The sequence below is a fragment of the Aurantiacibacter spongiae genome, assembly GCF_003815535.1.
Lineage (GTDB): Bacteria > Pseudomonadota > Alphaproteobacteria > Sphingomonadales > Sphingomonadaceae > Alteraurantiacibacter > Alteraurantiacibacter spongiae.
The window spans coordinates 30,897-53,890 of record NZ_RPFZ01000001.1 but is presented as its reverse complement, the minus strand read 5'-3'; the positions used below and the strand labels follow the sequence as shown (position 1 = coordinate 53,890).

Here is a 22,994-nt window from a genome sequence, read left to right as displayed (position 1 = left end):
CGCGGGTCGGCGGTTGGCCCGTCGCCCCCGGGTCAGCCGCCGATCCGTCCGAAACAGCCCTTACCGGCATAGACCGCGCTGTCGCCCAGCTCTTCCTCGATACGGATCAGTTGGTTGTACTTTGCCAGCCTGTCCGACCGCGCGAGGGAGCCGGTCTTGATCTGCCCGCAATTGGTCGCGACGGCGAGGTCGGCGATGGTCGCATCCTCCGTCTCTCCCGAACGGTGGCTCATGACGCTGGTATAGCCGGCGCGGGTCGCCATATCGACGGCCGCCAGCGTTTCGGTCAGCGTACCGATCTGGTTGACCTTCACCAGCAAAGAATTGGCCAGTCCGCGCTCGATCCCCATGGACAGCCGGGCCGGATTGGTCACGAACAGATCGTCACCGACCAGTTGCACGCGGTCGCCCAGCATCTCGGTCAGGGCTTTCCAGCCGTCGAGATCGTCCTCGGCCATCCCGTCCTCGATCGACCGGATGGGGTAATCGTCGCACAGCCTTGCGAGATAGGTGGCCATTTCGTCACCCGAGAGCGACAGGTTCTCGCCCGAGATCTCGTACTTGCCGTCGCGGAAGAATTCCGTCGAGGCGCAGTCGAGCGCCAGCACGACGTCTTCGCCCGGCGCAAAGCCCGCTTTCTCGATCGACGCCATGATGAAATCGAGCGCGTCGCGCGTGCCGGGGATGGCGGGAGCGAAACCGCCCTCGTCCCCGACGGACGTTGCAAGCCCCTTCTCGGCCAGGCCTTTCTTCAGCGTGTGGAAGATCTGCGACCCCCAGCGCACCGCCTCCGCCAGGCTTTCCGCGCCAACGGGCATGACCATGAATTCCTGAATATCGATGGGATTGTCGGCATGTTCGCCGCCATTGACGATATTCATCATGGGTACCGGCAGGACATGCGCCGAAACACCGCCGACATAGCTGTAGAGCGGCAGCCCCCGGGCGTTCGCCGCCGCCTTGGCCACCGCGAGGCTGACGCCGAGAATGGCGTTCGCGCCCAGCTTGCTCTTGTTGTCCGTCCCGTCGAGTTCGCACAGCGCCATGTCGATGTCGCGCTGGTTCTCCGCATCCGGGCCCAGTACGATCAGGTCGGCGACGGCATTGTTTACCGAGGCGACGGCCTGCGACACGCCCTTTCCCATGTAGCGATCAGGGTCGCCGTCACGCAGTTCGACGGCCTCGTGCCGACCGGTCGAGGCACCCGAAGGGACGGCGGCGCGCCCGAAGCTGCCGTCCTCCAGCAGGACGTCGACCTCGACCGTGGGATTGCCCCTGCTGTCGAGAATTTCCCGTGCGTGAATGTCGATGATGGCGGTCATTGCGCAAGGCTCCTGCTCTCGATTTCGACTGCCTCCTATGCGGCGGAACATTGCGTTGCAATACGCGTTGATTTCGTGAACGCGGGTGTATTGCACCCATAACACATTGCAACCTGAGGGCGACGACCCCTCTCATAGAAAGGTTCGAAGAATGGCAGACACGCCCAATACGACCGGAACCACCCCGGCCACGACCGCTACGACGACCACTCCGACAACCGCCAAGACAGCGACGGCGACGACGGCTCCCTCCACCGCCACAACAGGCGCCGAGGCGGGAACGGCTTCCACCTCCCCGCGAACGTCCGAAGCCAAGAGCCGCTTCAGCGCCGCCCTCGACGAGGCGAAGGCGGGCGCAGCCGCTCTCGGGGACGAGGCGAAGGCCCGCGGTCGCGAATATCGTGAACAGGCCAGGGCTCGCGGCGAAGGTTACGGCACCAGCGCCAAGACTAAGGCCAGCGAACTTTCGGTCGAGGGCAAGCACAAGGCGAGCGAGGCTCTGTCCGGTCTTTCTCGCGTCATCGACGACAACGCGGCGACGCTGGACGAAAAGCTGGGCCCCAAATACGGTGATTACGCCCGCAGCGCCTCGCGCACCTTGCAGGAAAACGCCCGCAAGCTCGACGAGAAGAGCATCGAGGAACTGAGCGAGGAAGCGCGCGAATCGATCCGTCGCAGCCCCGCCACCGCAGTCGGCCTTGCGGCCGTCGCCGGTTTCTTCTTCGCCCGCCTGTTCCGCTAAGACCCGGTGGCCACGAGAGCAGACGCCAACCTCGCCCCGCCAACCGGCGTCGCGGAAGAGTATCCGCGCGAAAATCCCGTGACAGAGCCCGTCGATACGGTGGGCTCTGCCGATGGGGAGGCGGTATCCCGGCAGGTGCACGATTCCCTGTTCGACGACGTCGAAGCGCTTGTCGACGACGTGCGTACCTATGTCGATACCGAGGTTTCCTTTCAGAAGAGCCGCGCGAAATTCGTGGCGGACCGGATCAAGACGGCGGCGATTTTCGGTGCCGGGGCCGGTATCGTGGCGCTGATTGCCGCGATCGCGCTCAGCATCGGTCTCATCATCGCCCTGACCCCGCTGATTACCGCATGGGGGGCAACTGCGGTCGTCGTCCTTGCTCTTGGCGTGGTCGCCTATCTTCTTGTCCGGAAGGCACGAGGAGCGATCGAGCACATGCGACGCACTCTCGATACGCATGCCGAAGGGATTTCCGATCATGAATAGACTGGAATTCGCGCTGCGAGAGGATCGCGCGCTGCGGATGCGCGCCAAGAGGATGGTCAAGCAGGACATCCGGAACCTCAAGGCCGATATCACCGGCGAAGGATCCTCGCGCAATATCGGGGAAAGACTGCTCGACCGAACCCGCGAAGGGGCGGGCGACCTGAAGGACGCCGCGATCGACTACGCCGACGACAACCGCGGGCAGGTTTCGGCCGGGGCCGCCCTCGGCATAGCGGCGGTGGTTGCCTGGCTGTTCAGGGACAGTCTCGAGGGCTTTGCCGACTGGCTTCTCCACGGCGAAGACCTCACCTGAACTCCTCCCAGCAGACGCTGGCGCTGCGGAACATTTCACGCGAGTAGCCCGTTGGAAACACGACACGAAACACACCCGGAGACACCACATGAACGATCCCAAACGTGCCGAGATCAAGGCTCGCATCGCCGCTGCCGAGGCCCGCGAAGACGCGCGCAATCAGCAAAGCTTCACCGAAAAGGCATCTGAAAAGGCGGGTGAGGCGACCGATGCCTTCACCGATTTCGTCAAGGAACATCCATTGACCGCCGCAGCCGGCGGCGTGGCGCTCGGCATTCTCATCGCCGGCCTCTTCAAGGGCCCGCGACAGGCCGCCGCCCGTGGCGGGGCGAAGGCGATGGGGCTGGCTGCGGTCGCAGCGGAAATCGCCTCGGCCTTCGCGGCGGATATTGCCGACGATGCGGAAGATATCGGCCGGGCCGGTCGCCGGCGCGCCAGCGATTTCGGCGATACGGTCGGCGACAAGACCCGTGCCCTGCGCAGGGAGGCTGCCTACCGCGCCGACAAGTCCAGCGACGCCGCGAGGATTGCCAGCCGAGAAACCGGCAAGCGCATAGCGCGTGCCTTCGGCCGCGGTTGATCGTCCCCGCCCTTCCGGCAAAAGCGCCCTTGCACCTGTCGGCTTTTCGCCGGTAGGTGCCGGGGCGTTTTAGCCATTCACTCCCATCTTGACAGGACGATACCGGCATGGCCGACAAACCCGCCAAGCAAGATCAGCAACTTCTTCACCTGGTGATGGGTGGACGCGTCACCGATCCGCGCGGTCTGCAGTTTCAGGATCTGAAGGATCTGCACGTCGTCGGCTTCTTCCCCAACTACGAAACCGCCGAGGAAGCATGGCGCGGATGGGCCCAGCGTACCGTGGACGATGCGGAGATGAAATACGTCATCGTGCATCTGCACCGGCTGCTCGAACCCGATCTGCCGGGCGAGTGATGCGGCAGGAAGAGGGCGCCGTCGGGGCGCACGCCCCCGGGGAAGATCAGACGAACTCGATCTTGTCGATGAGGTAGAACTTGTCGCCGGAAGGGACGGTCACTTCCACCTCTTCCCCGACGCTCTTGCCGATCAGCGCGCGAGCGAGCGGGCTTTCGTAGGACACGCGGCCGTTCTTCGCGTCGCTCTCCGCCTGGCCGACGATCTGGTATTTCAACGGCTTGTCGTCTTCGTCCAGAACGGTCACGGTCGCGCCGAAAACGACCTTGTCGCCCGAAAGCGTCGTCGGATCGATGATCTGCGCGCGGCTCGTCTTGTCTTCCAGATCGGCGATCTGCGCCTCGACCTGGCCCTGCCGTTCCTTGGCCGCGTGGTATTCGGCATTCTCGGACAGATCGCCGTGCGCGCGCGCTTCCTCGATGGCGTCCACGATCTTGGGACGCTCCGCTCGCAGAGCCTTGAGATCGTTGGTCAGCTTCTCGTAACCCTCGGCCAGCATCGGCACTTTCTGCATCGCAAACCCCAGTCTTTCCATTTGCCTGCCGCCAAGTGCCCCTGCCCGCCACAGCGGGCGGGTGCGGGGATCGAAATGCGGGAGGATCGTGTCGTTTAGCTCTGGCTATAATAGTCTTGCAGGGAACGCACTTCAAGCGCGCTCGCATCGACCGAGACGATCGCCCGGGCCGCCGCCGCCGACGCGGCTGCCGTCGTATAATAGGGTATCTTCATTTCCAGCGCGGAAGCGCGGATCGATTGGCTGTCGCGGTGGCTCTGCCAGCCCTCGGTGGTGTTGAAGACGAGCGCTATGTCGCCGTCGATCATCCGGTCGACGATGTGCGGACGCCCTTCCGCGACCTTGTTGATCCGTTCCACCGAGAGACCCTGCTCGGCCAGGTAGCGCTGCGTTCCGCCGGTTGCGACAACGTCGAACCCCATCTGCGCCAGCTGGCGAACCGGCTCCATGATGTGCGGTTTGTCGCTGTCCTTGACGGAAACGAAGAGCGTGCCCGACTTGGGCAGTTTGCTGCCCTCGGCGATCTGCGACTTGGCGAAGGCGGTGGGGAAGTCGAGATCGATCCCCATCACCTCCCCGGTGGATTTCATCTCCGGCGTCAGTACCGGGTCCGCGCCGGGAAAACGGTTGAAGGGGAAGACCGCCTCTTTCACCGCGACGTAGGGGATGTCGATGTTCACCGCCGGCAGATCCGCCAGCATCTCCCCCGCCATGACGCGCGCGGCGATCTTGGCGATCTGCGCCCCGGTCGCCTTGGCGACGAAGGGCACGGTGCGGCTCGCGCGGGGATTGACCTCGATCAGATAGACGACGCCGTCCTTCACCGCGAACTGCACGTTCATCAACCCGCGCACGTCGAGAGCCAGCGCCAGCGCCTCGGCCTGCCGCTTCATTTCGTCGACGATGTCGGGCGAGAGGCTGTAGGGCGGCAGCGAACAGGCGGAATCGCCCGAATGGACGCCCGCCTCCTCGATATGCTGCATGACCCCGGCGATCACGACCTGTTCGCCGTCGCACAGCGCATCGACGTCGCATTCGATGGCATCGCGCAGATACTGATCGACAAGCACGGGACTGTCGCCGGAAACGGTGACGGCGGTATCGATGTAGTTTTCGAGCTGCGCGTCGCCGTCGACGACTTCCATCGCCCGCCCGCCCAGCACGTAGCTGGGGCGCAGCAGCACCGGATAGCCGATGCGGTGCGCCACCGCGAGCGCTTCGTCCAGGCTCTTGGCGATACCGTTCATCGGCTGCGTCAGCTTCAGCTTGCCGACGAGCTTGGCGAAGCGTTCGCGGTCCTCGGCGAGGTCGATGGCGTCGGGGCTGGTGCCCAGGATCGGAATGCCCGCCTGTTCCAGCGCGCCGGCGAGCTTCAGCGGCGTCTGCCCGCCGAACTGCACGATCACCCCCTTGAGCGTGCCGCGGCTATGTTCGACCCTCAGGATTTCCAGCACGTCCTCTGCCGTCAGCGGTTCGAAATAGAGCCTGTCGGAGGTGTCGTAATCGGTGCTGACCGTTTCCGGATTGCAGTTGATCATGATCGTCTCGTACCCCGCCTCGGCGAGCGCGAAACAGGCATGGACGCAGCAGTAATCGAACTCGATGCCCTGCCCGATCCGGTTCGGGCCGCCGCCCAGGATCACGACCTTCTCTCGCTCGGACGGCCAGGCCTCGTTCTCCGCTTCCCCGAAACTCGGCTGTTCGTAGGTCGAGTACATGTAGGGGGTGATCGCCTCGAATTCGGCAGCGCAGGAATCGATCCGCTTGTAGACGGGCAGCACGCCCAGCTTCTGGCGCAGCTTGCGGACCTCTTCCTCGCTGGTCGCGCCGGCCATCGCGCGAAGGGCGTCATGCAGCAGGCCCGAGCGCTTGGCCTGCGTCTCGCCCATTCCGCCCGCAACGCCGACCGAGCGCACCGCGAGCGTTGCCAGACGACGGTCGGAAAAGCCCATCGCCTTCAGGCGGCGCAGGCTGTCGGCATCGTTGGGGAGGCCATCCTGCCCGATCATCTGCTCCTCGTAGATGATCTCCTCGATATGGCGCAGGAACCACGGATCGTAGAAGGTGATCGCGTGCAGCTCCTCCACGGTGAAACCCTCGCGGAAGGCCTGGCCGATCTTGAGGATGCGGTCGGGTGTCGCCTGGCTCAGCGAGGCGGTGATGATCTCTCGGCTCTGCCCTTCCAGTTCGGTGACGCGGTTGAACCCGTCGAGGCCCGTCTCCAGACCGCGCAGCGCCTTCTGTAGCGATTCCTTGAAGTTGCGCCCGATGGCCATGACCTCGCCGACCGACTTCATCGCGGTGGACAGTTTCGGCTCGACGCCCTTGAACTTCTCGAACGCGAAGCGCGGGATCTTGGTGACGACATAGTCGATGGTCGGCTCGAAACTGGCGGGCGTCGCGCCGGTGATGGCGTTGTCGATCTCGTCCAGCGTGTAGCCGACCGCCAGCTTGGCCGCGACGCGGGCGATGGGAAAGCCGGTTGCCTTGGAGGCGAGCGCCGACGAGCGCGACACGCGCGGGTTCATCTCGATCACGATCAGGCGGCCGTCCTTCGGGTTGACCGCGAACTGCACGTTCGATCCGCCCGTCTCCACGCCGATCTCGCGCAGAACCGCGATGCTGGCGGAGCGCATGATCTGGTATTCCTTGTCCGTCAGCGTCAGCGCCGGGGCGACGGTGATCGAATCGCCGGTATGGACGCCCATCGGATCGACGTTCTCGATGGCGCAGATGATGATGGCGTTGTCGTTCCTGTCGCGGACAACCTCCATCTCGTATTCCTTCCAGCCGAGCAACGATTCCTCGATCAGAACCTCTGTCGTCGGGCTGGCGTCGAGGCCGTGGCGCACGATCTGCTCGAACTCGGCGCGGTTGTAGGCGATGCCCCCGCCCGTGCCGCCCATGGTGAAGCTGGGACGGATGATGGCGGGCAGGCCGGTGCGCTCGAGGATGGCGTGCGCCTCGTCCATGTCGTGCGCCGTGCCGCTGCGCGCGCTTTCGAGGCCGATCGCGTCCATCGCCTCGCGAAAGCGGTTGCGGTTTTCTGCCTTGTCGATGGCGTCGGCCCTGGCCCCAATCATCTCCACGCCATGCTCGGCCAGCACGCCCATCTCGTCCAGCTTGAGCGCGCAGTTCAATGCGGTCTGCCCGCCCATCGTGGGCAGCAGCGCGTCGGGCTTTTCCTTCGCGATGATCTTGGCGACGATCTCGGGCGTGATCGGCTCGACATAGGTCGCGTCGGCCATGTCCGGATCGGTCATGATCGTGGCGGGATTGGAATTGACGAGGATAACGCGGTAGCCATCCTCGCGCAGCGCCTTGATCGCCTGCGTGCCGGAATAGTCGAACTCACAGGCCTGCCCGATGATGATGGGCCCGGCGCCGATGACGAGGATGGACGAGATGTCAGTGCGTTTGGGCATTTAGGGCCTTGATGCTATCGAAAGCCCTTCCCCTTGGGGAAGGGTTGGGATGGGGTTACGGCGTTCACAATGAAGCGATTGACCAGCCTCGCGCGAAACCTGCGCAAGGATCCAACCGATGCCGAGAGGCGCTTGTGGTCGCATATTCGCGGTAGTCAGCTTTGCGGCGCGAAATTCACCCGGCAGCACCAGATCGGCGACTTCATCGTCGATTTCGCCTGCCGTTCCTTGCGATTCGCAATCGAACTCGACGGTGGGCAACACGCTGAAAGCATCACCGATGCCGGGCGAACGGAGATCATCGAGGCCCACGGCTACCGGGTGATCCGCTTCTGGAACAACGACGTTCTCGCCAACACAGAAGGCGTTCTGCAAGTCATCAGCGAAGAAATCCACCTCGCCCGCAACCAGCCTCCCCTTCCCTAGAGGGAAGAGGCCGGGGGATGGGTGTACCACGCCAGAAAGCTCACTCTCCCTCACCACCGCCGAACCCCCATCCCCAACTCTTCCCCAAGGGGAAGGGAGTTCGCGGCGTCGATAACGTGCATCGAGGAGATGTCGGTGCGTTGGGGCATTACCGACCCACCCCTTCAACGAAGGCCAGCACTTCAACATCATGGGCACGGGCTTGAATTTCGCGCCACTCTCGCGACTGTAAATCAGGCCGACCCGATCGACCTACCGCATCATCGAACGCTGTGAACATATTTAGGAATTCCGCGAGAGCTTTCTTTAAATCGGCAGATGCCGAAGTCGAAAGAATGGCGCTGAACCGAATATCGAGCGGAACATCGAGAACTTGCTCCACCAATTCATCGTAATTGACGACCGACGTCCAAATCTTATCTCCCGATTGTTCAAAAGCCATGTTGAGCTTCCGATCGTCAGCAATGAGCCTGCAATACCAAACAATCTGAGGAAGCCAGACGCGATCATAATCGACCGTTTCACTCACCCCAGCATCCCCACGAACTTCTCGAACAGGTAGAAACTGTCCTGCGGCCCCGGGCTCGCCTCCGGGTGATACTGCACCCCGAACGCCTTCTTTCCGCTGATGGCGATGCCGCAGTTGGAGCCGTCGAACAGCGACACATGCGTCTGCTCGACGCCATCAGGCAGGGTGTCGCCGTCGACCGCGAAGCCGTGGTTCATGCTGGTGATCTCGACGAGGCCGGTGGTGTCGCCCCACCCTTCCCCGACGCGCTGGACCGGGTGGTTCGCGCCGCGGTGGCCCTGGTGCATCTTGGCCGTCTTCGCCCCCGCCGCCAGCGCCAGCATCTGGTGGCCGAGGCAGATGCCGAAGATCGGTACGTCGCGCTCCAGCAGCGCCTTGATCACCGGCACCGCGTATGCGCCCGTCGCCGCCGGATCGCCGGGGCCGTTGGAGAGGAACACGCCGTCCGGCTCCAGCGCCAGCACCTCTTCCAGCGATATTTTCGCCGGCACCACCGTCACCCGCGCGCCGGCGCGGGCGAGACTGCGGAAGATGTTGTCCTTGCTGCCGTAATCGATGGCGACGACGTGCGGGCGCTCCACCTCGGGCGCGGCGCCGTAGCCTTCGCCCAGCGTCCAGTGGCCGCCCTCCCACCGCTCGCTGATCTCCCGGCTGACCCGGCTGGCGAGGTCCATGCCCTCCAGCCCGGGAAAGTCCTGCGCGCGCCGTACCAGCGCGTCGATATCGAACTCGCCCTTCGGATCGTGAGCGATGACCGCGTTGGGCGCGCCGTTCATGCGGATACGCCGGGTCAGCGCGCGGGTATCCACGCCCGACAGGCCGATCCGCCCCGTCCGGGCCATCCACTCGGCGAACTGCGCGCTGGCGCGGAAGTTGGAACTGGCAGTCACCTCCTCGCGCACGATGCAGCCGACCGCCGCCTCCACCCGGCTTTCCACGTCTTCCGGGTTCGCGCCGACATTGCCGACATGGGGAAAGGTGAAGGTGACGATCTGCGCGGCGTAGGACGGATCGGTCATCACTTCCTGATAGCCGGTCATCGCGGTGTTGAAGCAGACCTCCCCGACCGCCTGCCCGGTGGCGCCGAAGCCGTGGCCACGGATCACCGTGCCGTCGGCAAGGACAAGAACGCCGGTCGGCCCCGTGCTACGCGCAGAAGAAAAGGCGGAAAACGCCATAGGGGGCTCCCGAAGAGAAGTGACCGGTGATGTGTGCTAAGTCCCAGCGGCTAGGCCCGGTTGCGGCCCCCGTCAAGCGGCCATCGCGAGGAACACTTGGCTTATCGGCGCACTGCACTATCAGGACGCCAGACCATCCACAGGAAACACCATGCTGCGTGATCGAATAAAGACCGAAACCGTCGCCGCCATGAAGGCCAGGGACAAGGAGCGGGTCGCCGCCCTCAGGCTCGTGAGCGCCAGGATTAAGGATCGCGACATCGAGGAGCGGACTGGCAAGGCGAGCGCGGATGACGACGCCCTGGTGACGGACGTTCTCCAGAAGATGGCCAAGCAACGGCGCGAATCGATCCAGATGTACGAGGAGGGCGGGCGTACCGAACTGGCCGAACAGGAAAAGGCCGAACTCGCCGTGATCGAGGAATTCCTTCCGCAGCAGATGGACGAGGCCCAAACCCGCGCCGCCATCGAACGGGTGAAGGCCGATACCGGGGCCGACGGCGTGAAGGACATGGGCCGCGTGATGGGCGAGCTGAAGGCGCGACACGGGGCCGAACTCGACATGACGAGAGCGAGCGCGCTGGTGAAGGAATCGCTGTCGTGAGGATCGGCCTTGTCGCCCTCCCCCTCGCGCTCGGCCCAATGCTGGCAGCATGCGGCGCGGAGCCGCAGCCCGCGCCCACGCCGACCGCCAGCACGACGGACGCCGGCCCGCGCACGCTCGTCGCCGCGGCGCTTCGCAACATTCCGCTTGGCCCGCGCATCGCCGGCCCGGGGGGACCGGAGACGACCACCGTGCTGACCGCCGCGGACGGCACGGTCCTGGGCCAGATGGTCAGCTACGTGGCCTGCCCCGCTCCCGAAGGTAGCGAGGATGACATGGCGGAGGCCGACGCCGATCCCGCGCCCGGTCAGGTCACCCCGCCGGAGGGCGAGTGCGACACCGCCGCGCAGGCCGAAGGCGCGCTCTACACCTATGTCCACCGCATCGGGCTCGGTCGTCCGGACATGGAAGCCCCCGATCCGGCCGCCCCCGTGCCGCAGACGATGGTCTTCCGCATGACACGGCCCGCCGCCGGCTTCGCCAACGTCATCGGCTACGATGTCGAACAGGCGCGCGAGGCGCTGGGGGACGATGCCGACATCAAGGTGCAGCTCGACAACGGCCAGCTGGTATGGCGCGTGGTTGGCGGGGATGGCTGGCGCGATGGCGAAACGCTGACCTTCTTCTGGCAATCCACGCAGCCGCCCGAAGGATCGGCAAAAGCCTACGAGTTGCAGATGGATTCGCTCACCGCCAGTGCGAATGCCCCGTGGCCGGGCGACCGCGATGCGGCGGACGCGGTTGCAGGGGGTATGTAGCGCGTCGGTCGTTTGCTAGGGTGCCGCACGATCGGTTTGGTTCCGCCCGCGAAAGCGGAGTTTGCCGCGCATCGTCGCTCAGGTTGGTAGATCATGGCCCTCTCCCCCCAATGGCTGGACGAGCTGAAGAGCCGGATCACGCTCTCCACGCTGATCAACCGCACCACCAAGCTGCAGCGCGCCGGGCGGGAGTGGAAAGCCTGCTGTCCGTTCCATAACGAGGCGACGCCCAGCTTCACGGTCAACGACCAGAAGGGGTTCTACCACTGCTTCGGCTGCCAGGCGCATGGCGGCGCGATCGACTGGCTGATGGAGCAGCGCGGTCTGGAATTCATGGATGCCGTCAAGGAGCTGGCGGCACAAGCGGGCATGGACGTCCCCGCCCCCGATCCGCGCGCGGCGAAAAAGGCCGAGCAGCGCGCCACGCTGCATGACGTTATGCAGGCCGCACAGGGGTGGTTCGCAGGTCAGTTGCGCTCTCCCGCCGGCGAGGCGGCCCGCGCCTATCTCGATCGTCGCGGCTTCGATCCGCGCACGATAGAACGGTTCGGCTTCGGCTTCGCGCCCGACGACCGGCAGGCCATGCGCAAGGCGCTGGGCGATTTCGACGATGCGCTGCTGATCGAGGCGGGCCTGCTGATAAAGGTCGAGGACAAGCTGCCCTACGCGCGCTTCCGCGGCCGCGTCATGCTGCCCATCCAGGATGCGCGCGAGCGGGTGATCGCGTTCGGGGGGCGCATCCTGGAAGACCGCGAGGGCGTTGCCAAATACCTGAACAGTCCCGACACGCCGCTCTTCGACAAGGGGCGTACGCTCTACAACATTCACCGCGCCGCCGCCGCCTCGCGCAAGACGGGCCGGGTCGTGGTGGTCGAGGGCTACATGGACGTGATCGCACTGGCCGCCGCCGGGATAGAGGATGCGGTCGCGCCCATGGGTACGGCGCTCACCGAACAGCAGATCGAGCTTTTATGGCGGATGGCGGACAAGCCGGTCCTGTGCCTCGACGGCGATCAGGCCGGCCGGCGCGCCGCGATGCGCGCGGCGGAACGGACCCTCCCGCTGCTGCGCCCCGGTCATTCGCTGCGGATCGCGACCCTGCCCGCCGGGATGGACCCGGACGATCTGGTTAGTCAGCGGGGTTCTAGCGCGATGGAGAACCTAATTAGAGACGCTAAAACGCTAGAGGATTTCATATGGGAGTTTGAAGTCGCGAGATCAGAGTTGAACTCGACCGATAGTTTTTCCGATCTGAAGGCACGGCTTCTCGGGCATGGCGAAGGTATCTCGGACCGATTTCAAAGGAAGCATCTTGAAGAAAGGTTTCTAACCAGATTTTTCGCATTACGCAGATCGCATAGCGATCACTTTCGGAAACAGCAGGATAATCGAAAAGCAATCTTCCGCAAAACCGAGGCACTTACGCGAAAACTGACCCCAGTTCTGCAACGCGTTGTCAATAGAGACGACAATTTAAGGAAGTTGACCGCAGCGGTCCTGAATGGTCTTGCTCGGTTTCCGCACGAGATTCACCGACATGCCGACAGCTTGCTGAAGCTGGCGTCTGGCGATCCGCAACTGGTAGAAGCGGTCGATTATCTGCTGGAACGTGCCGAAACGCTTGAAGACGCTGCCGGATCGCCCATATCGCATGCAGGCATCCTGCCGCCGCCGCCGGATAAAGCCCGTTTCTCCTTCCTCGTCGAAGGTTCAGATCCGGACGACGCGAGGGAGGATCTGGCCGAAGCCGTGTCCCTGCTGGTCGAGAGGCCGGCGCTGGAGGCGGCTATCGTCGCGGCCACCGCCCGTTTCGCAGATGATCCGGAAGGCGCTTTCGCCGAGCAGCAGAGGTTGCGGAAACGAAAGCTGGAAATAGAGTTGCGACTCGGGCAGATGGCACGCAAACGGGCCGCTCCGGCTCATGACACATTTGGTTCATCGTCCGGCGCGCAAGAGGCGGCGGGCGACGAACGGGAAACGGATTGACTGCATCTATGGCGAGCAAGGCCAAGACCAAGAAGGCGAACGAAGACGCGCCCCTGATCGACCTCAACGAAGCCTCGATCAAGAAGATGATCGCGAAGGCCAAGCGCAAGGGCTACGTCACCTATGACGAGCTGAACGAGGCGCTGCCCTCCGATCAGATGAGCGCCGACCAGATCGAGGATATCCAGACCGCGCTGTCCGACATGGGCGTGCAGATCGTCGAGAGCGACGAGGAAGCGCAGGAGGATGACGACGGTCCGGAGGAGATCGCGCCCACCGGTTCTGAATCGCAGGCCGAGACGCCCAAGCAGAACGTCCCCGAGAAGAAGAAGACCACCGGCACCGGCGAACGTACGGACGATCCTGTCCGCATGTACCTGCGCGAGATGGGCGCGGTCGAACTGCTCAGCCGCGAGGGCGAGATCGCCATCGCCAAGCGCATCGAGGCGGGCCGCGACACGATGATCATCGGTCTGTGCGAAAGCCCGATCACCTTCCATGCCATCATCATGTGGTCGGAGGCCCTCAACGAGGGGGAGATGCAGCTGCGCGAGATCCTCGATCTCGATGCCATGCTGTCCAAGGAGCCGCCCGTTGACAAGATGGAGGAAGGCGCCGAGGACGACGACGATGGCGAAATCTCCGAGGAAACCGCCGGCCCCACCATCCGCGACGATGACGATGACGAGGATGGGGACGAGGGCGACAACGGCGAGGACGACGAGGACGGCGAGGAAGGTTCGTCCAAGCGCCGCGACGACGACGACGAGGAAGACAACACCATGTCCCTCGCCCAGATGGAAGCGGCGCTGAAGCCAGACGCGCTCGAACGCTTCGCCCGCATCACCGACCTGTTCAAGAAGTTCGAGAAACTGCAGGCCGAACGCGTGGACGTGCTCGCCTCGGGCGAGGACTTTCCGAAGGCCAAGGAAGATCGGTACGAAAAGCTGCGCGACGAGCTGACCGCCGAGGTCGAGAGCGTGCAGTTCCATGCGACCAAGATCGAATATCTGGTCGACAATCTCTACGCGTTCAACCGCCGGCTGACGGCATTGGGCGGGCAGATGCTGCGGCTGGCCGAGCGGCACAAGGTCAAGCGCCGCGACTTCCTCGACGCCTATGTCGGTAACGAGCTGGACGACGCCTGGCTCGCCGCCAATGCGAAGAAGGACAAGAAGTGGGCGGCCTTCGCGGAGAACGAAGGCGATGCGGTCGAACGCATCCGCGCCGAGATCGCCGATATCGCCAGCCAGACGGGCATGAGCCTGGTCGAATTCCGCCGCATCGTGAACATGGTGCAGAAGGGCGAGCGCGAGGCGCGCATTGCGAAGAAGGAGATGGTCGAGGCGAATTTGCGGCTGGTGATCTCCATCGCCAAGAAATACACCAATCGCGGGCTGCAATTCCTGGACCTGATCCAGGAGGGCAATATCGGCCTGATGAAGGCGGTCGACAAGTTCGAGTATCGCCGCGGCTACAAGTTCTCCACCTATGCGACGTGGTGGATCCGCCAGGCGATCACCCGCTCGATCGCCGACCAGGCGCGCACCATCCGCATCCCGGTGCACATGATCGAGACGATCAACAAGCTGGTGCGCACCAGCCGCCAGTTCCTGCACGAGCAGGGCCGCGAGCCCACGCCCGAGGAAATGGCCGAGCGTCTTTCCATGCCGCTGGAAAAGGTGCGCAAGGTGATGAAGATCGCCAAGGAGCCGATCAGCCTCGAAACGCCGATCGGCGACGAAGAGGATTCGCACCTCGGCGATTTCATCGAGGACAAGAACGCCATCATCCCCGTCGATGCGGCGATCCAGTCCAACCTCAAGGAAACCGTCACCCGCGTGCTCGCGAGCCTCACCCCGCGCGAGGAGCGCGTGCTGCGCATGCGCTTCGGCATCGGCATGAACACCGATCACACGCTGGAGGAGGTCGGCCAGCAGTTCAGCGTGACCCGCGAACGTATCCGCCAGATCGAGGCAAAGGCGTTGAGGAAATTGAAGCACCCGAGCCGCAGCCGCAAGATGCGCTCCTTCCTCGATCAGTAGCCATCATGCCGGGGGCAGGAAACATGCGCGCGATACGAACCGCCATCGCCGGTGCCGCCCTGATCGCGGCGATGCCGTTCGCCGCCTGCGCGCAGGAAGCAGAGCGCGCACCGCCGACCGAGCTCGGGCTGGCGCGTGAGATCATCGACAACGGCTTTCCGCCGGAAACGCGGATGGACCTGTTTACCGGCTTCGTCGACCAGCTGACCGCGCAGATGCTAAACACCGCCGCGGGACTGCGGGACGATCCGAAGCTGGCGGCGGCGCTCGAACGGCACCGGGAAAGGGTGATCGCGCTCTCCCGCCGGACGCTGGAGGATCACCTCGGCCCGCTCATGGACAGCATGGCGCTGGCCTATGCGGACACCTTCACGCGCGCGGAACTCGAGGGTCTGCACGCTTTCGTAACCTCGCCGGCGGGCCACGGGTTTCTCGCGCGGTCGATGGAAATCAACAGCCACCCCGCCTTCGCCGAGGCGAACCAGGCCTACATGAACGATTACATGGAGGGCGTTCCGGCCTTGCAGGACCAGCTGCGCGCCGACGTCACCCGGATCATGCAGGAACGCCAGTCGGACGCTTCGCAATAGGCTGACGACAGACCATTTTCGAGGGTGGCGCCGTTGCCGCCCATTGCCTAAGAGCGGGCGCCATGAAGATAGCCATCGTATCCGATCACGCCGCCGTCGACCTGAAGGCGCAATTGCGCGAATGGATGATGGAGCAGGGACACGAGGTGGCCGATCTCGGTCCGGATACGACCGACAGTGTCGATTATCCCCTGTTCGGCTACAGGCTTGCCTCCGTGATCGCCGATGGAACGGCCGAGCGCGGCGTGGCGCTGTGCGGCAGCGGCATCGGGATTTCGATTGCCGTCAACCGCAACCCCGCCTGCCGCAGCGCACTGGTATCCGAACCGCTTTCCGCAGAACTCGCCCGGTCGCACAACGACGCCAATGTCATCGCGATGGGGGCACGACTGACGGGGTTGGAAATGGCGAAGGCCTGCCTCTCCGCCTTTCTCGAAACCGAATTCCTTGGCGACCGGCACCAGCGCCGGGTCGACCAGTTGTCCAACCCCGACGTCCGAGATAACCATGATTGACAACCGCTTCTGGAACGACACGCTCGAACAGGCCGATCCGGAGGTCTATCAGGCCTGCCGCGACGAACTCGAGCGCCAGCAGACCAAGATCGAGCTGATCGCCAGCGAGAACATCGCCTCTACCGCCGTGCTGGAGGCGGCGGGCAGCGTCTTCACCAACAAGTATGCCGAAGGCTATCCGGGAAAGCGCTATTACGGCGGTTGCGACTACGCCGATGTCGTCGAGACGCTGGCGATCGAACGGGCGAAGGACCTGTTCGGCTGTCAGTTCGCCAACGTGCAGCCCAATTCGGGAAGCCAGATGAACCAGGCGGTGTTCCTGGCGCTCCTGCAACCGGGGGACACCTTCATGGGGCTGGACCTCAATTCGGGCGGTCATCTGACGCACGGATCGCCCGTGAACATGAGCGGCAAGTGGTTCAACCCCGTCGCCTACGGCGTGCGGCGGGACGACGAGCTGATCGACATGGACGCGGTGATGGCGACCGCGAAGGAGCACCGGCCCAAGCTCATCATCGCCGGGGGCACGGCCTATTCTCGCGAGTGGGACTGGGCGGCCTTTCGCCGGGTGGCGGACGAGGTCGGCGCCTGGCTGATGGTCGACATGAGCCATATTTCCGGTCTCGTCGCCGGCGGCGCGCATCCCAGCCCCTTCCCCCACGCCCACGTCGTCACCACCACCACGCACAAGAGCCTGCGCGGTCCGCGTTCGGGCGTCATACTGTGGAACGACGAGGAGCTGTCGAAGCCGATCAACATGGCGGTCTTTCCCGGCATGCAGGGCGGCCCGCTGATGCATATCGTCGCTGCCAAGGCCGTCGCCTTCCGCGAGGCCTTGCGACCGGAATTCCGGCAATATGCGGCGAACGTGGTCGCCAATGCCCGGGCGCTCGCCGAGAGCCTGGAAGAGAACGGATTGCGCATCGTGTCGGGCGGAACGGACAACCACTCTATGCTGGTCGATCTCACCCCCAAGGATGTGACAGGCAAGGCTGCGGAAAAGGGGCTCGACCGGGCCTGGCTGACCTGCAACAAGAACGGTATTCCCTTCGACACGCGAAGCCCCTTCGTCACCAGCGGTATCCGTCTCGGCACACCGGCGGGAACGACCCGCGGCTTCGGGACGGAAGAATTCCGCACGATCGGCAAGCTGATAGGAGACGTCGTGGACGGGATGAGCCGCAACGGCGAAGAGGGCGATGCGCAGGTTGAAGAACGGGTTCGCCGCGAGGTCAGCGAGTTGTGCGCGGCCCACCCGGTCTATCCGGGGCGCTGAATCGCGGAACGAAAGGGGCGGGAATGCGCTGATCCGGCATATCCCATCCTTATCGAAAGACGATTTCTCATGAGCGACATCGACACCACCCCCATCACCGATTCCGCCCGCACCCCGCCGATGACGGCGACGGACGAGACGGTGAAGCCTACCCGGCGCGCTTACGGGGATCGCAACCTCGTGGGCGACGCCACGCGCGAGGCACGCGCAATGGCCAGCGAAGGCATGGCGCATCCCAGCACCAAGCCTGTCTTGAAGGGTGCCGCCATCGGTGCGGTGGCCGGCGCGATCCTGCCCTTCGTCACGCTGCCGCTGGGCCTGGCCGCCGGCGCGGGCTACGCCTTCTACAAGCGCGTGCGACCCGACTGACGTCATGCGCTGTCCTTACTGTGCCAACGACAACAGCCAGGTAAAGGACTCGCGCCCTACCGAGGACAATACCGCGATCCGCCGCCGTCGCCAGTGCGAGGGTTGCGGAGCGCGGTTCACGACATTCGAGCGCGTGCAGTTGCGCGAAGTCACCGTGGTCAAATCCGACGCGGACGGAAGCGGTGCGCGCCGCGAAGCCTTCGACAGGTCCAAGATCGAACGCTCCGTAGCCCTCGCCTGCCGCAAGCGCGGCGTGGAGCAGGAGCGGATCGACCAGCTCGTTTCGGGCATACAGCGCCAGGTGGAGACGACCGGCGAGAGCGAGATCAGCTCCACCCGCATCGGCGAGATGGTGATGGAAGGTCTGCGTCAGCTCGACCCGGTCGCCTATATCCGCTTCGCATCGGTCTATCGCGATTTCTCCGAAGCGCGCGATTTCCAGGAATTCGCCAGCACGGTGCAGACGGCCGGAAGCGGCAATGGGGATTGATCGCGAGGCGGGCGAACGGCCCGCGATCGTCCTGGTGCGACCGCAGCTGGGGGAGAACATCGGCAAGGCCGCGCGCGCGATGCTGAATTTCGGGCTTACCGACATGCGCCTCGTCGCCCCGCGCGATGGCTGGCCCAACCCCGCCGCCGGCCCCGCCGCCTCGGGCGCGGACAGCGTGCTCGAACAGGCACGGGTGTTCGAAAGCACTGCGGACGCTGTGGCCGACTGCGCGCATGTCTATGCCACCACGGTTCGCAAGCGGGGCGTGACAAAGCCTGTGCTGACGCCCGAGGCCGCCGCGCGCGAGGTACCGCGGCAAGCGGGGCGCAGCGCCTTCCTGTTCGGGCCGGAACGCTCGGGTCTCGAAACGGAGGACGTCGCGCTGGCCCGCACCATTGTCACAGCGCCGATCAATCCCGAATTCGGCTCGCTCAATCTCGCGCAGGCGGTGATCCTGGTGGCTTACGAACTGTCGAAAGGAGCCGATCTTTCCGTGCCGACGGCGGAGAACCTGCTGCCGCCCGCCCCGCAGGCCGAGCTGGACGGCCTGGTCGATCACCTCGCCCGGATGCTGGAACCGCGCGGCTATTTCCTGCCCGAGTCCCGCGCGGCATCGACCCGCCGGACGCTGCGAAGTGTCCTGACCAAGCCGGGCTGGAACCACCTCGAAGTGCGGACCCTGCGCGGCGTTCTCTCCACCCTGGAGCGCGAACCGCGCTCAGAGTGACCCTGTCCGGTCAGCGGCGAAGGCGGTCCCACGCCGCCAGTTCGTAGGCGATCGAGCTTTCGACCAGCATATCCCAAAGTCCGGCGATGTCATGCGCGGGCAGTCCCGCGCGCGCCGCGCCATCCCGCATCGCTTCGATGACCTGCGCCTTGCGCCGCTCGTCGCGAACGGTGCCACGATCCTGCTTGATCCGCGCGGCGGCGCGCATGTAGCCGTAACGCCGTTCGAGCAGCGCGAGCAGATCGCGGTCAGTCTGATCCACGCCCTCGCGCACCTCGGTCATCGTCTCGCAATCGTCGGGCATAGTGATCCGGGTTGTCATGGCGCTGCCCCTGCCCGGCGCACCCGGTTTTGCCAAGCCTTGACTTCGCGCGCCGGCCCGCTAAATGCGCGCCTTCGCTAGATTTTGGCCCCGCACCCCGGTGAAGCGGTGGCCGCGTCGTGGAGCAATGTCCCGACGGTGCGATGCCGGGTTCGAAGGCCGGTTCGCGTCCGATGGTCGGGCGGGAAGGCGGTCCAGCAGATTGAAGGACACGATATGACGAAGCGCACGAGCGCCAAGCACAAGCTCGACCGCCGGATGGGCGAAAACATCTGGGGTCGCCCCAACTCCCCGGTCAACAAGCGTTCCTACGGCCCCGGTCAGCACGGCCAGCGCCGCAAGGGCAAGATGTCCGATTTCGGCCTGCAGCTGCGCGCCAAGCAGAAGCTCAAGGGCTATTACGGCGACGTCACCGAGAAGCAGTTCCGTCGCACCTACAAGGAAGCGGCCGCCATGAAGGGCGATACCGGTCAGAACCTGATCGGCTTGCTGGAACGGCGCCTGGACATGATCGTCTATCGCGCCAAGTTCGCGCCGACGATTTTCGCCGCCCGCCAGATCGTGAGCCACGGCCACATCCGCGTCAACGGCGTCAAGTGCAACATCGCCAGCCGCCGCTGCGACGTCGGCGATGTCATCAGCCTGGGTGACAAGGCCAGGGAAATGGCTCTCGTGATCGAAGCGCAGAGCCTGCCGGAGCGGGAGATTCCCGATTACGTCGCGCCCGACGGCACCGACAAGGTCAGCTTCACGCGCGTGCCCACGCTCGACGAGGTGCCCTATCCGGTGCTGATGGAACCGAACCTCGTGGTCGAGTTCTATTCGCGCTGAGCGGCGACGAAACGCACCATGCGAAGGGCGGCCTGCGGGTCGCCCTTTTTGTTTCATAACAAAGGTTTGGCGGGGAACCGCGGGGGCATCTCGCGGATTTTGACTGCACCATGCAGCAATACCGCTTCATCACCGCCAACCGCACGGGCAAGTGGTACGATCGCCTGTGCGATGCGCAGAGTTTCGCCAACGCGATCGGGGCGGGCTTTCTCGATTCGAGCGGTGAATTCGTGCCCTATCGCGGGACCGTGCTGGAAATTCGCGGCAAGCCCGCCTCCGGCCAGCCCGACCGGGCCGCCTGACCGAAGATCGAGCGGCGGCGCCGGCGTTGTCAGTCGCCGGTCAGGATGCGGTCCACCAGCTGTTTCACGGTCGGCGTGAAGTTGTTCGAGTAGAACGGGTCTTCGCGGAAGCGGTAGGCGGCGTGGCCGGCAAACATCAGATTGTCCTCCACCGGCGCGCCGTGGGCGATGTCCTGCAGCGTCTTCTGGATGCAGAAGCTGCGCGGGTCGGCCAGCCTGCCGGTGGTATAGTCGTCATGGTCCTTCCACGACGAGAAACCGCAATGCGACAGGCAACCCATGCAATCGGCCTGATCCTTGCGGATGATGGCGCGCTTGTCCGGGGTGACGAAGACGACGGTGTCGTCCGGCGTCTTGAGCGCCTCGGTATAGCCGGCGGCAACCCATTCGCGCGCCCGCCCGAGATCCTTGGGATGGACCCAGAAGTTCTTGCCCTTGACGCCGACGTCGAGCTGTACCGTGTGTTCGCCCGCCTCGACCTTGGAATAGGGTATCTGCCTTTCGGACCGGTGGATGAGATCCCACAGGAAATCGTTCTTGACCGCGCTGGAATAGAAGCCGGTCGGGCTGAACTTGTGGAGCAGCACGTCGCCCGGCTCGATCTCGCGCAGCGCGTCCTTCCACCCCTGCGGAATGGGGCTTTCCTCGGTCAGCAGGGGGCGCGTGCCGAACTGGAAGGCGATCTTGCCGAGTTCCGGATTGTCGATCCAGTCGTTCCACTCGCGCAGATACCAGACTCCGCCGGCCATCACGATCGGCACGTCTTCTGACACGCCTTCCTTGCGCATCGTATCGCGCAAGGTCGCCACGCGGGGATAGGGGTCTTCGGGGTTCTTCGGATCTTCGGCGTTGGACAGGCCGTTATGCCCGCCCGCCAGCCAGGGATCCTCGTACACTACCGCCGCCATCAGGTCCGCGACCTTGTGATACGACCGCTTCCACAGCGCGCGAAACGCGCGCGCCGAACTGATTATCGGCAGGTAGTGGACGTTGTAGCGCTGGGCGATCTCGGCGAGCTTGTATGGCATCCCGGCACCGCAGGTGACGCCCGCCACCATGCCTTTCGTGCGTTCGAGCACGCCTTCGAGCACCGCCTGGGCACCGCCCATTTCCCACAGCACGTTGATGTTGATGGCGCCCTTCCCGTCGGACATCTCGTAGGCGCGCTTCACCTGTTCGCTTGCGCCGTCGATGGCGTATTCGATCAGCTGCTCGTGACGTTCCTTGCGGGTCAGCTGGTCGTAGACCTGCGGCACGATCTTGCCCTCGGCGTCGTAACTGTCGGCGTTGACCGCGCTGACCGTGCCGATGCCGCCCGCCGCCGCCCATGCGCCGGAGCTTGCGTGATTGGTCGCCGAAACGCCCTTGCCGCCTTCGATCAGCGGCCAGACCTCACGCCCGCCGTACCTGATCGGTTCAAGACCCTTGAATGCCATTGTCTTCCCCAGTCGAGCCCGCGCCCGTGCGCGTCAGCTCCGTATCGTCGCCCGGCTGCATGCAGGGCTCTATGTCCTTGGCGTCCGGGCGCTCCCCGGCCACTTCGAATTGTGCGTAATAGCCCGCTATCTCGGGTTTGCGGACGAATTCCACAAGGCGATAGCCTACCCGCTCGAATTCGCAAAACAGCAGTTGCGGATCGATGCCGTGCTGGTCCGCCGGCCGGTCCACGTCAACCACGATCACCTGCCCGCCGGGCCGCAAGGCCGGCCGCATGCGCCAGAGGAAGGCGTAGGGTTCGGCGACCTCGTGATACATGTGGACGAGGAATATGCGGTCGAAGCTGTCTGCGGGCAGGCGCGGGTCGTCCTGATTGCCCAGGATGATGGAGACGTTGTCGAGCCGTTCGCGCTCCACCCGGTCTCCCAGGCGGCGCAGCGCGTCCTCGTCGATGTCCTGCGCCAGCACGCGGCCGTCCTCGCCCACCCGTTCGGCCAGGCGGACGGTGTAATAGCCCTCGCCCGCGCCGATATCGGCAACCGTCATGCCCCGTGTGATGCGCGCCTGGTCCATGACCGTGACCGCCTCGCGCCGGTTGTCGCGGGCCTCTTCTGTGGAAAAAGCATTGGAACCGAGGCTGGAGACCGGGCGGTAGGCGCGCGGGAAATCCTGCGAGGAGGCCGACCTGTCGCTGGCGGGCTGGTTGCAGGCGGCCAGCACGCACGCCGCGGCGAGGCTCGCCGCTATGCCGGATGCGATCCCTCTCCTCATGCCCCTGCCTCTAGCTTGCCGGGCGGGGAAGGCAAAGGGACTTGTCGCGCAGCGCTTGCGGGCATGCCGCCATTTGGGCATCGGACCGACGAGGAGA

The 22,994-nt window shown here is 64.7% G+C and carries 26 protein-coding genes; 18 read left to right on the top strand and 8 right to left on the bottom strand.

Translation table 11 applies throughout. The annotated features are described in order from the left end of the window. Window positions 1-32: 32 nt before the first annotated feature. Complete coding sequence (gene eno, locus EG799_RS00250; RefSeq protein WP_123877454.1) at window positions 33-1,322, bottom strand: phosphopyruvate hydratase; 1,290 nt, start codon at window positions 1,320-1,322, stop codon at window positions 33-35. 151 nt (window positions 1,323-1,473) lie between these two features. Here eno and EG799_RS00245 point away from each other — a divergent pair, with 151 nt between their 5' ends. The 5 genes from EG799_RS00245 (at window position 1,474) to EG799_RS00225 (ending at window position 3,802) form a co-directional block, all read left to right on the top strand. Next, on the top strand, window positions 1,474-2,064 hold the full coding sequence (locus EG799_RS00245; RefSeq protein WP_181950853.1) for a hypothetical protein: 591 nt from the start codon (window positions 1,474-1,476) through the stop codon (window positions 2,062-2,064). A 6-nt stretch (window positions 2,065-2,070) separates the two neighbouring features. Beyond that, window positions 2,071-2,553, top strand: a complete 483-nt coding sequence (locus EG799_RS00240) for a phage holin family protein (protein ID WP_123877450.1) — start codon at window positions 2,071-2,073, stop codon at window positions 2,551-2,553. Beyond that, entirely contained in the window at window positions 2,546-2,866 is a 321-nt protein-coding gene (locus EG799_RS00235; protein ID WP_123877447.1) for a hypothetical protein, read from the top strand. The genes EG799_RS00240 and EG799_RS00235 overlap by 8 nt, the downstream gene beginning before the upstream one ends. 88 nt (window positions 2,867-2,954) lie before the next feature. Continuing rightward, window positions 2,955-3,446, top strand: coding sequence for a hypothetical protein (locus tag EG799_RS00230; RefSeq protein ID WP_123877444.1), 492 nt, complete (start codon window positions 2,955-2,957; stop codon window positions 3,444-3,446). A 107-nt stretch (window positions 3,447-3,553) separates the two neighbouring features. Further along, entirely contained in the window at window positions 3,554-3,802 is a 249-nt protein-coding gene (locus tag EG799_RS00225; protein WP_123877440.1) for a DUF4170 domain-containing protein, read from the top strand. A gap of 46 nt (window positions 3,803-3,848) precedes the next feature. On the opposite strand, the gene greA is transcribed toward EG799_RS00225, so the two are convergent. After that, window positions 3,849-4,337, bottom strand: a complete 489-nt coding sequence (greA, locus tag EG799_RS00220; RefSeq protein ID WP_181950852.1) for a transcription elongation factor GreA — start codon at window positions 4,335-4,337, stop codon at window positions 3,849-3,851. Between the two features lie 74 nt (window positions 4,338-4,411). Then, entirely contained in the window at window positions 4,412-7,741 is a 3,330-nt protein-coding gene (gene carB, locus EG799_RS00215; protein ID WP_123877434.1) for a carbamoyl-phosphate synthase large subunit, read from the bottom strand. 69 nt (window positions 7,742-7,810) lie between these two features. Here carB and EG799_RS00210 point away from each other — a divergent pair, with 69 nt between their 5' ends. Next, window positions 7,811-8,167: an endonuclease domain-containing protein gene (locus EG799_RS00210; RefSeq protein WP_123877431.1), complete on the top strand. Its 357-nt coding sequence runs from the start codon at window positions 7,811-7,813 to the stop codon at window positions 8,165-8,167. A 148-nt stretch (window positions 8,168-8,315) separates the two neighbouring features. Here EG799_RS00210 and EG799_RS00205 read toward each other — a convergent pair whose 3' ends face one another. Further along, entirely contained in the window at window positions 8,316-8,696 is a 381-nt protein-coding gene (locus tag EG799_RS00205) for a hypothetical protein (RefSeq protein ID WP_123877429.1), read from the bottom strand. Continuing rightward, window positions 8,693-9,874, bottom strand: coding sequence for a glutamine-hydrolyzing carbamoyl-phosphate synthase small subunit (gene carA, locus EG799_RS00200; protein WP_123877427.1), 1,182 nt, complete (start codon window positions 9,872-9,874; stop codon window positions 8,693-8,695). Before carA ends, EG799_RS00205 begins: the two co-directional genes overlap by 4 nt. Before the next feature lie 151 nt (window positions 9,875-10,025). On the opposite strand from carA, the gene EG799_RS00195 reads away from it, so the two are divergent. The 10 genes from EG799_RS00195 (at window position 10,026) to EG799_RS00150 (ending at window position 19,234) form a co-directional block, all read left to right on the top strand. Beyond that, window positions 10,026-10,478, top strand: coding sequence for a GatB/YqeY domain-containing protein (locus EG799_RS00195; protein ID WP_123877424.1), 453 nt, complete (start codon window positions 10,026-10,028; stop codon window positions 10,476-10,478). Beyond that, a complete protein-coding gene (locus EG799_RS00190; RefSeq protein ID WP_123877421.1) occupies window positions 10,475-11,236 on the top strand; it encodes a hypothetical protein in 762 nt (253 codons plus the stop codon). The genes EG799_RS00195 and EG799_RS00190 overlap by 4 nt, the downstream gene beginning before the upstream one ends. 93 nt (window positions 11,237-11,329) lie before the next feature. Next, on the top strand, window positions 11,330-13,222 hold the full coding sequence (dnaG, locus tag EG799_RS00185; RefSeq protein WP_123877418.1) for a DNA primase: 1,893 nt from the start codon (window positions 11,330-11,332) through the stop codon (window positions 13,220-13,222). Between the two features lie 8 nt (window positions 13,223-13,230). Then, window positions 13,231-15,267: an RNA polymerase sigma factor RpoD gene (rpoD, locus tag EG799_RS00180; RefSeq protein ID WP_123877415.1), complete on the top strand. Its 2,037-nt coding sequence runs from the start codon at window positions 13,231-13,233 to the stop codon at window positions 15,265-15,267. A gap of 23 nt (window positions 15,268-15,290) precedes the next feature. Further along, entirely contained in the window at window positions 15,291-15,857 is a 567-nt protein-coding gene (locus EG799_RS00175) for a DUF2059 domain-containing protein (RefSeq protein ID WP_158610963.1), read from the top strand. Window positions 15,858-15,919: 62 nt separating this feature from the next. Continuing rightward, window positions 15,920-16,372: a ribose 5-phosphate isomerase B gene (rpiB, locus tag EG799_RS00170; RefSeq protein WP_123877409.1), complete on the top strand. Its 453-nt coding sequence runs from the start codon at window positions 15,920-15,922 to the stop codon at window positions 16,370-16,372. Next, window positions 16,365-17,648, top strand: coding sequence for a serine hydroxymethyltransferase (gene glyA, locus EG799_RS00165; RefSeq protein WP_123877406.1), 1,284 nt, complete (start codon window positions 16,365-16,367; stop codon window positions 17,646-17,648). Before rpiB ends, glyA begins: the two co-directional genes overlap by 8 nt. Window positions 17,649-17,717: 69 nt before the next feature. Then, complete coding sequence (locus EG799_RS00160; RefSeq protein ID WP_123877403.1) at window positions 17,718-18,017, top strand: hypothetical protein; 300 nt, start codon at window positions 17,718-17,720, stop codon at window positions 18,015-18,017. A gap of 4 nt (window positions 18,018-18,021) precedes the next feature. Beyond that, the gene (gene nrdR, locus EG799_RS00155; protein WP_123877400.1) at window positions 18,022-18,507 is read left to right on the top strand and encodes a transcriptional regulator NrdR; all 486 of its coding nucleotides are present in this window, start codon (window positions 18,022-18,024) and stop codon (window positions 18,505-18,507) included. Next, the gene (locus EG799_RS00150; RefSeq protein WP_123877397.1) at window positions 18,497-19,234 is read left to right on the top strand and encodes an RNA methyltransferase; all 738 of its coding nucleotides are present in this window, start codon (window positions 18,497-18,499) and stop codon (window positions 19,232-19,234) included. The genes nrdR and EG799_RS00150 overlap by 11 nt, the downstream gene beginning before the upstream one ends. 10 nt (window positions 19,235-19,244) lie before the next feature. On the opposite strand, the gene EG799_RS00145 is transcribed toward EG799_RS00150, so the two are convergent. Next, window positions 19,245-19,556 (bottom strand): chorismate mutase, encoded by a 312-nt coding sequence (locus EG799_RS00145; protein ID WP_123877394.1) that lies wholly within the window; start codon window positions 19,554-19,556, stop codon window positions 19,245-19,247. 216 nt (window positions 19,557-19,772) lie between these two features. On the opposite strand from EG799_RS00145, the gene rpsD reads away from it, so the two are divergent. Beyond that, window positions 19,773-20,387 carry a 30S ribosomal protein S4 gene (gene rpsD, locus EG799_RS00140; protein WP_123877391.1) on the top strand — a complete coding sequence of 205 codons (615 nt, stop codon included), beginning with the start codon at window positions 19,773-19,775 and terminating at the stop codon, window positions 20,385-20,387. Window positions 20,388-20,497: 110 nt separating this feature from the next. Beyond that, a complete protein-coding gene (locus EG799_RS00135) occupies window positions 20,498-20,689 on the top strand; it encodes a hypothetical protein (protein ID WP_123877388.1) in 192 nt (63 codons plus the stop codon). A gap of 29 nt (window positions 20,690-20,718) precedes the next feature. On the opposite strand, the gene EG799_RS00130 is transcribed toward EG799_RS00135, so the two are convergent. Further along, window positions 20,719-22,125 carry an NAD(P)H-dependent flavin oxidoreductase gene (locus EG799_RS00130; RefSeq protein ID WP_123877385.1) on the bottom strand — a complete coding sequence of 469 codons (1,407 nt, stop codon included), beginning with the start codon at window positions 22,123-22,125 and terminating at the stop codon, window positions 20,719-20,721. Then, on the bottom strand, window positions 22,106-22,897 hold the full coding sequence (locus EG799_RS00125) for a class I SAM-dependent methyltransferase (protein ID WP_123877382.1): 792 nt from the start codon (window positions 22,895-22,897) through the stop codon (window positions 22,106-22,108). Before EG799_RS00125 ends, EG799_RS00130 begins: the two co-directional genes overlap by 20 nt. Between the last annotated feature and the right edge of the window lie 97 nt (window positions 22,898-22,994).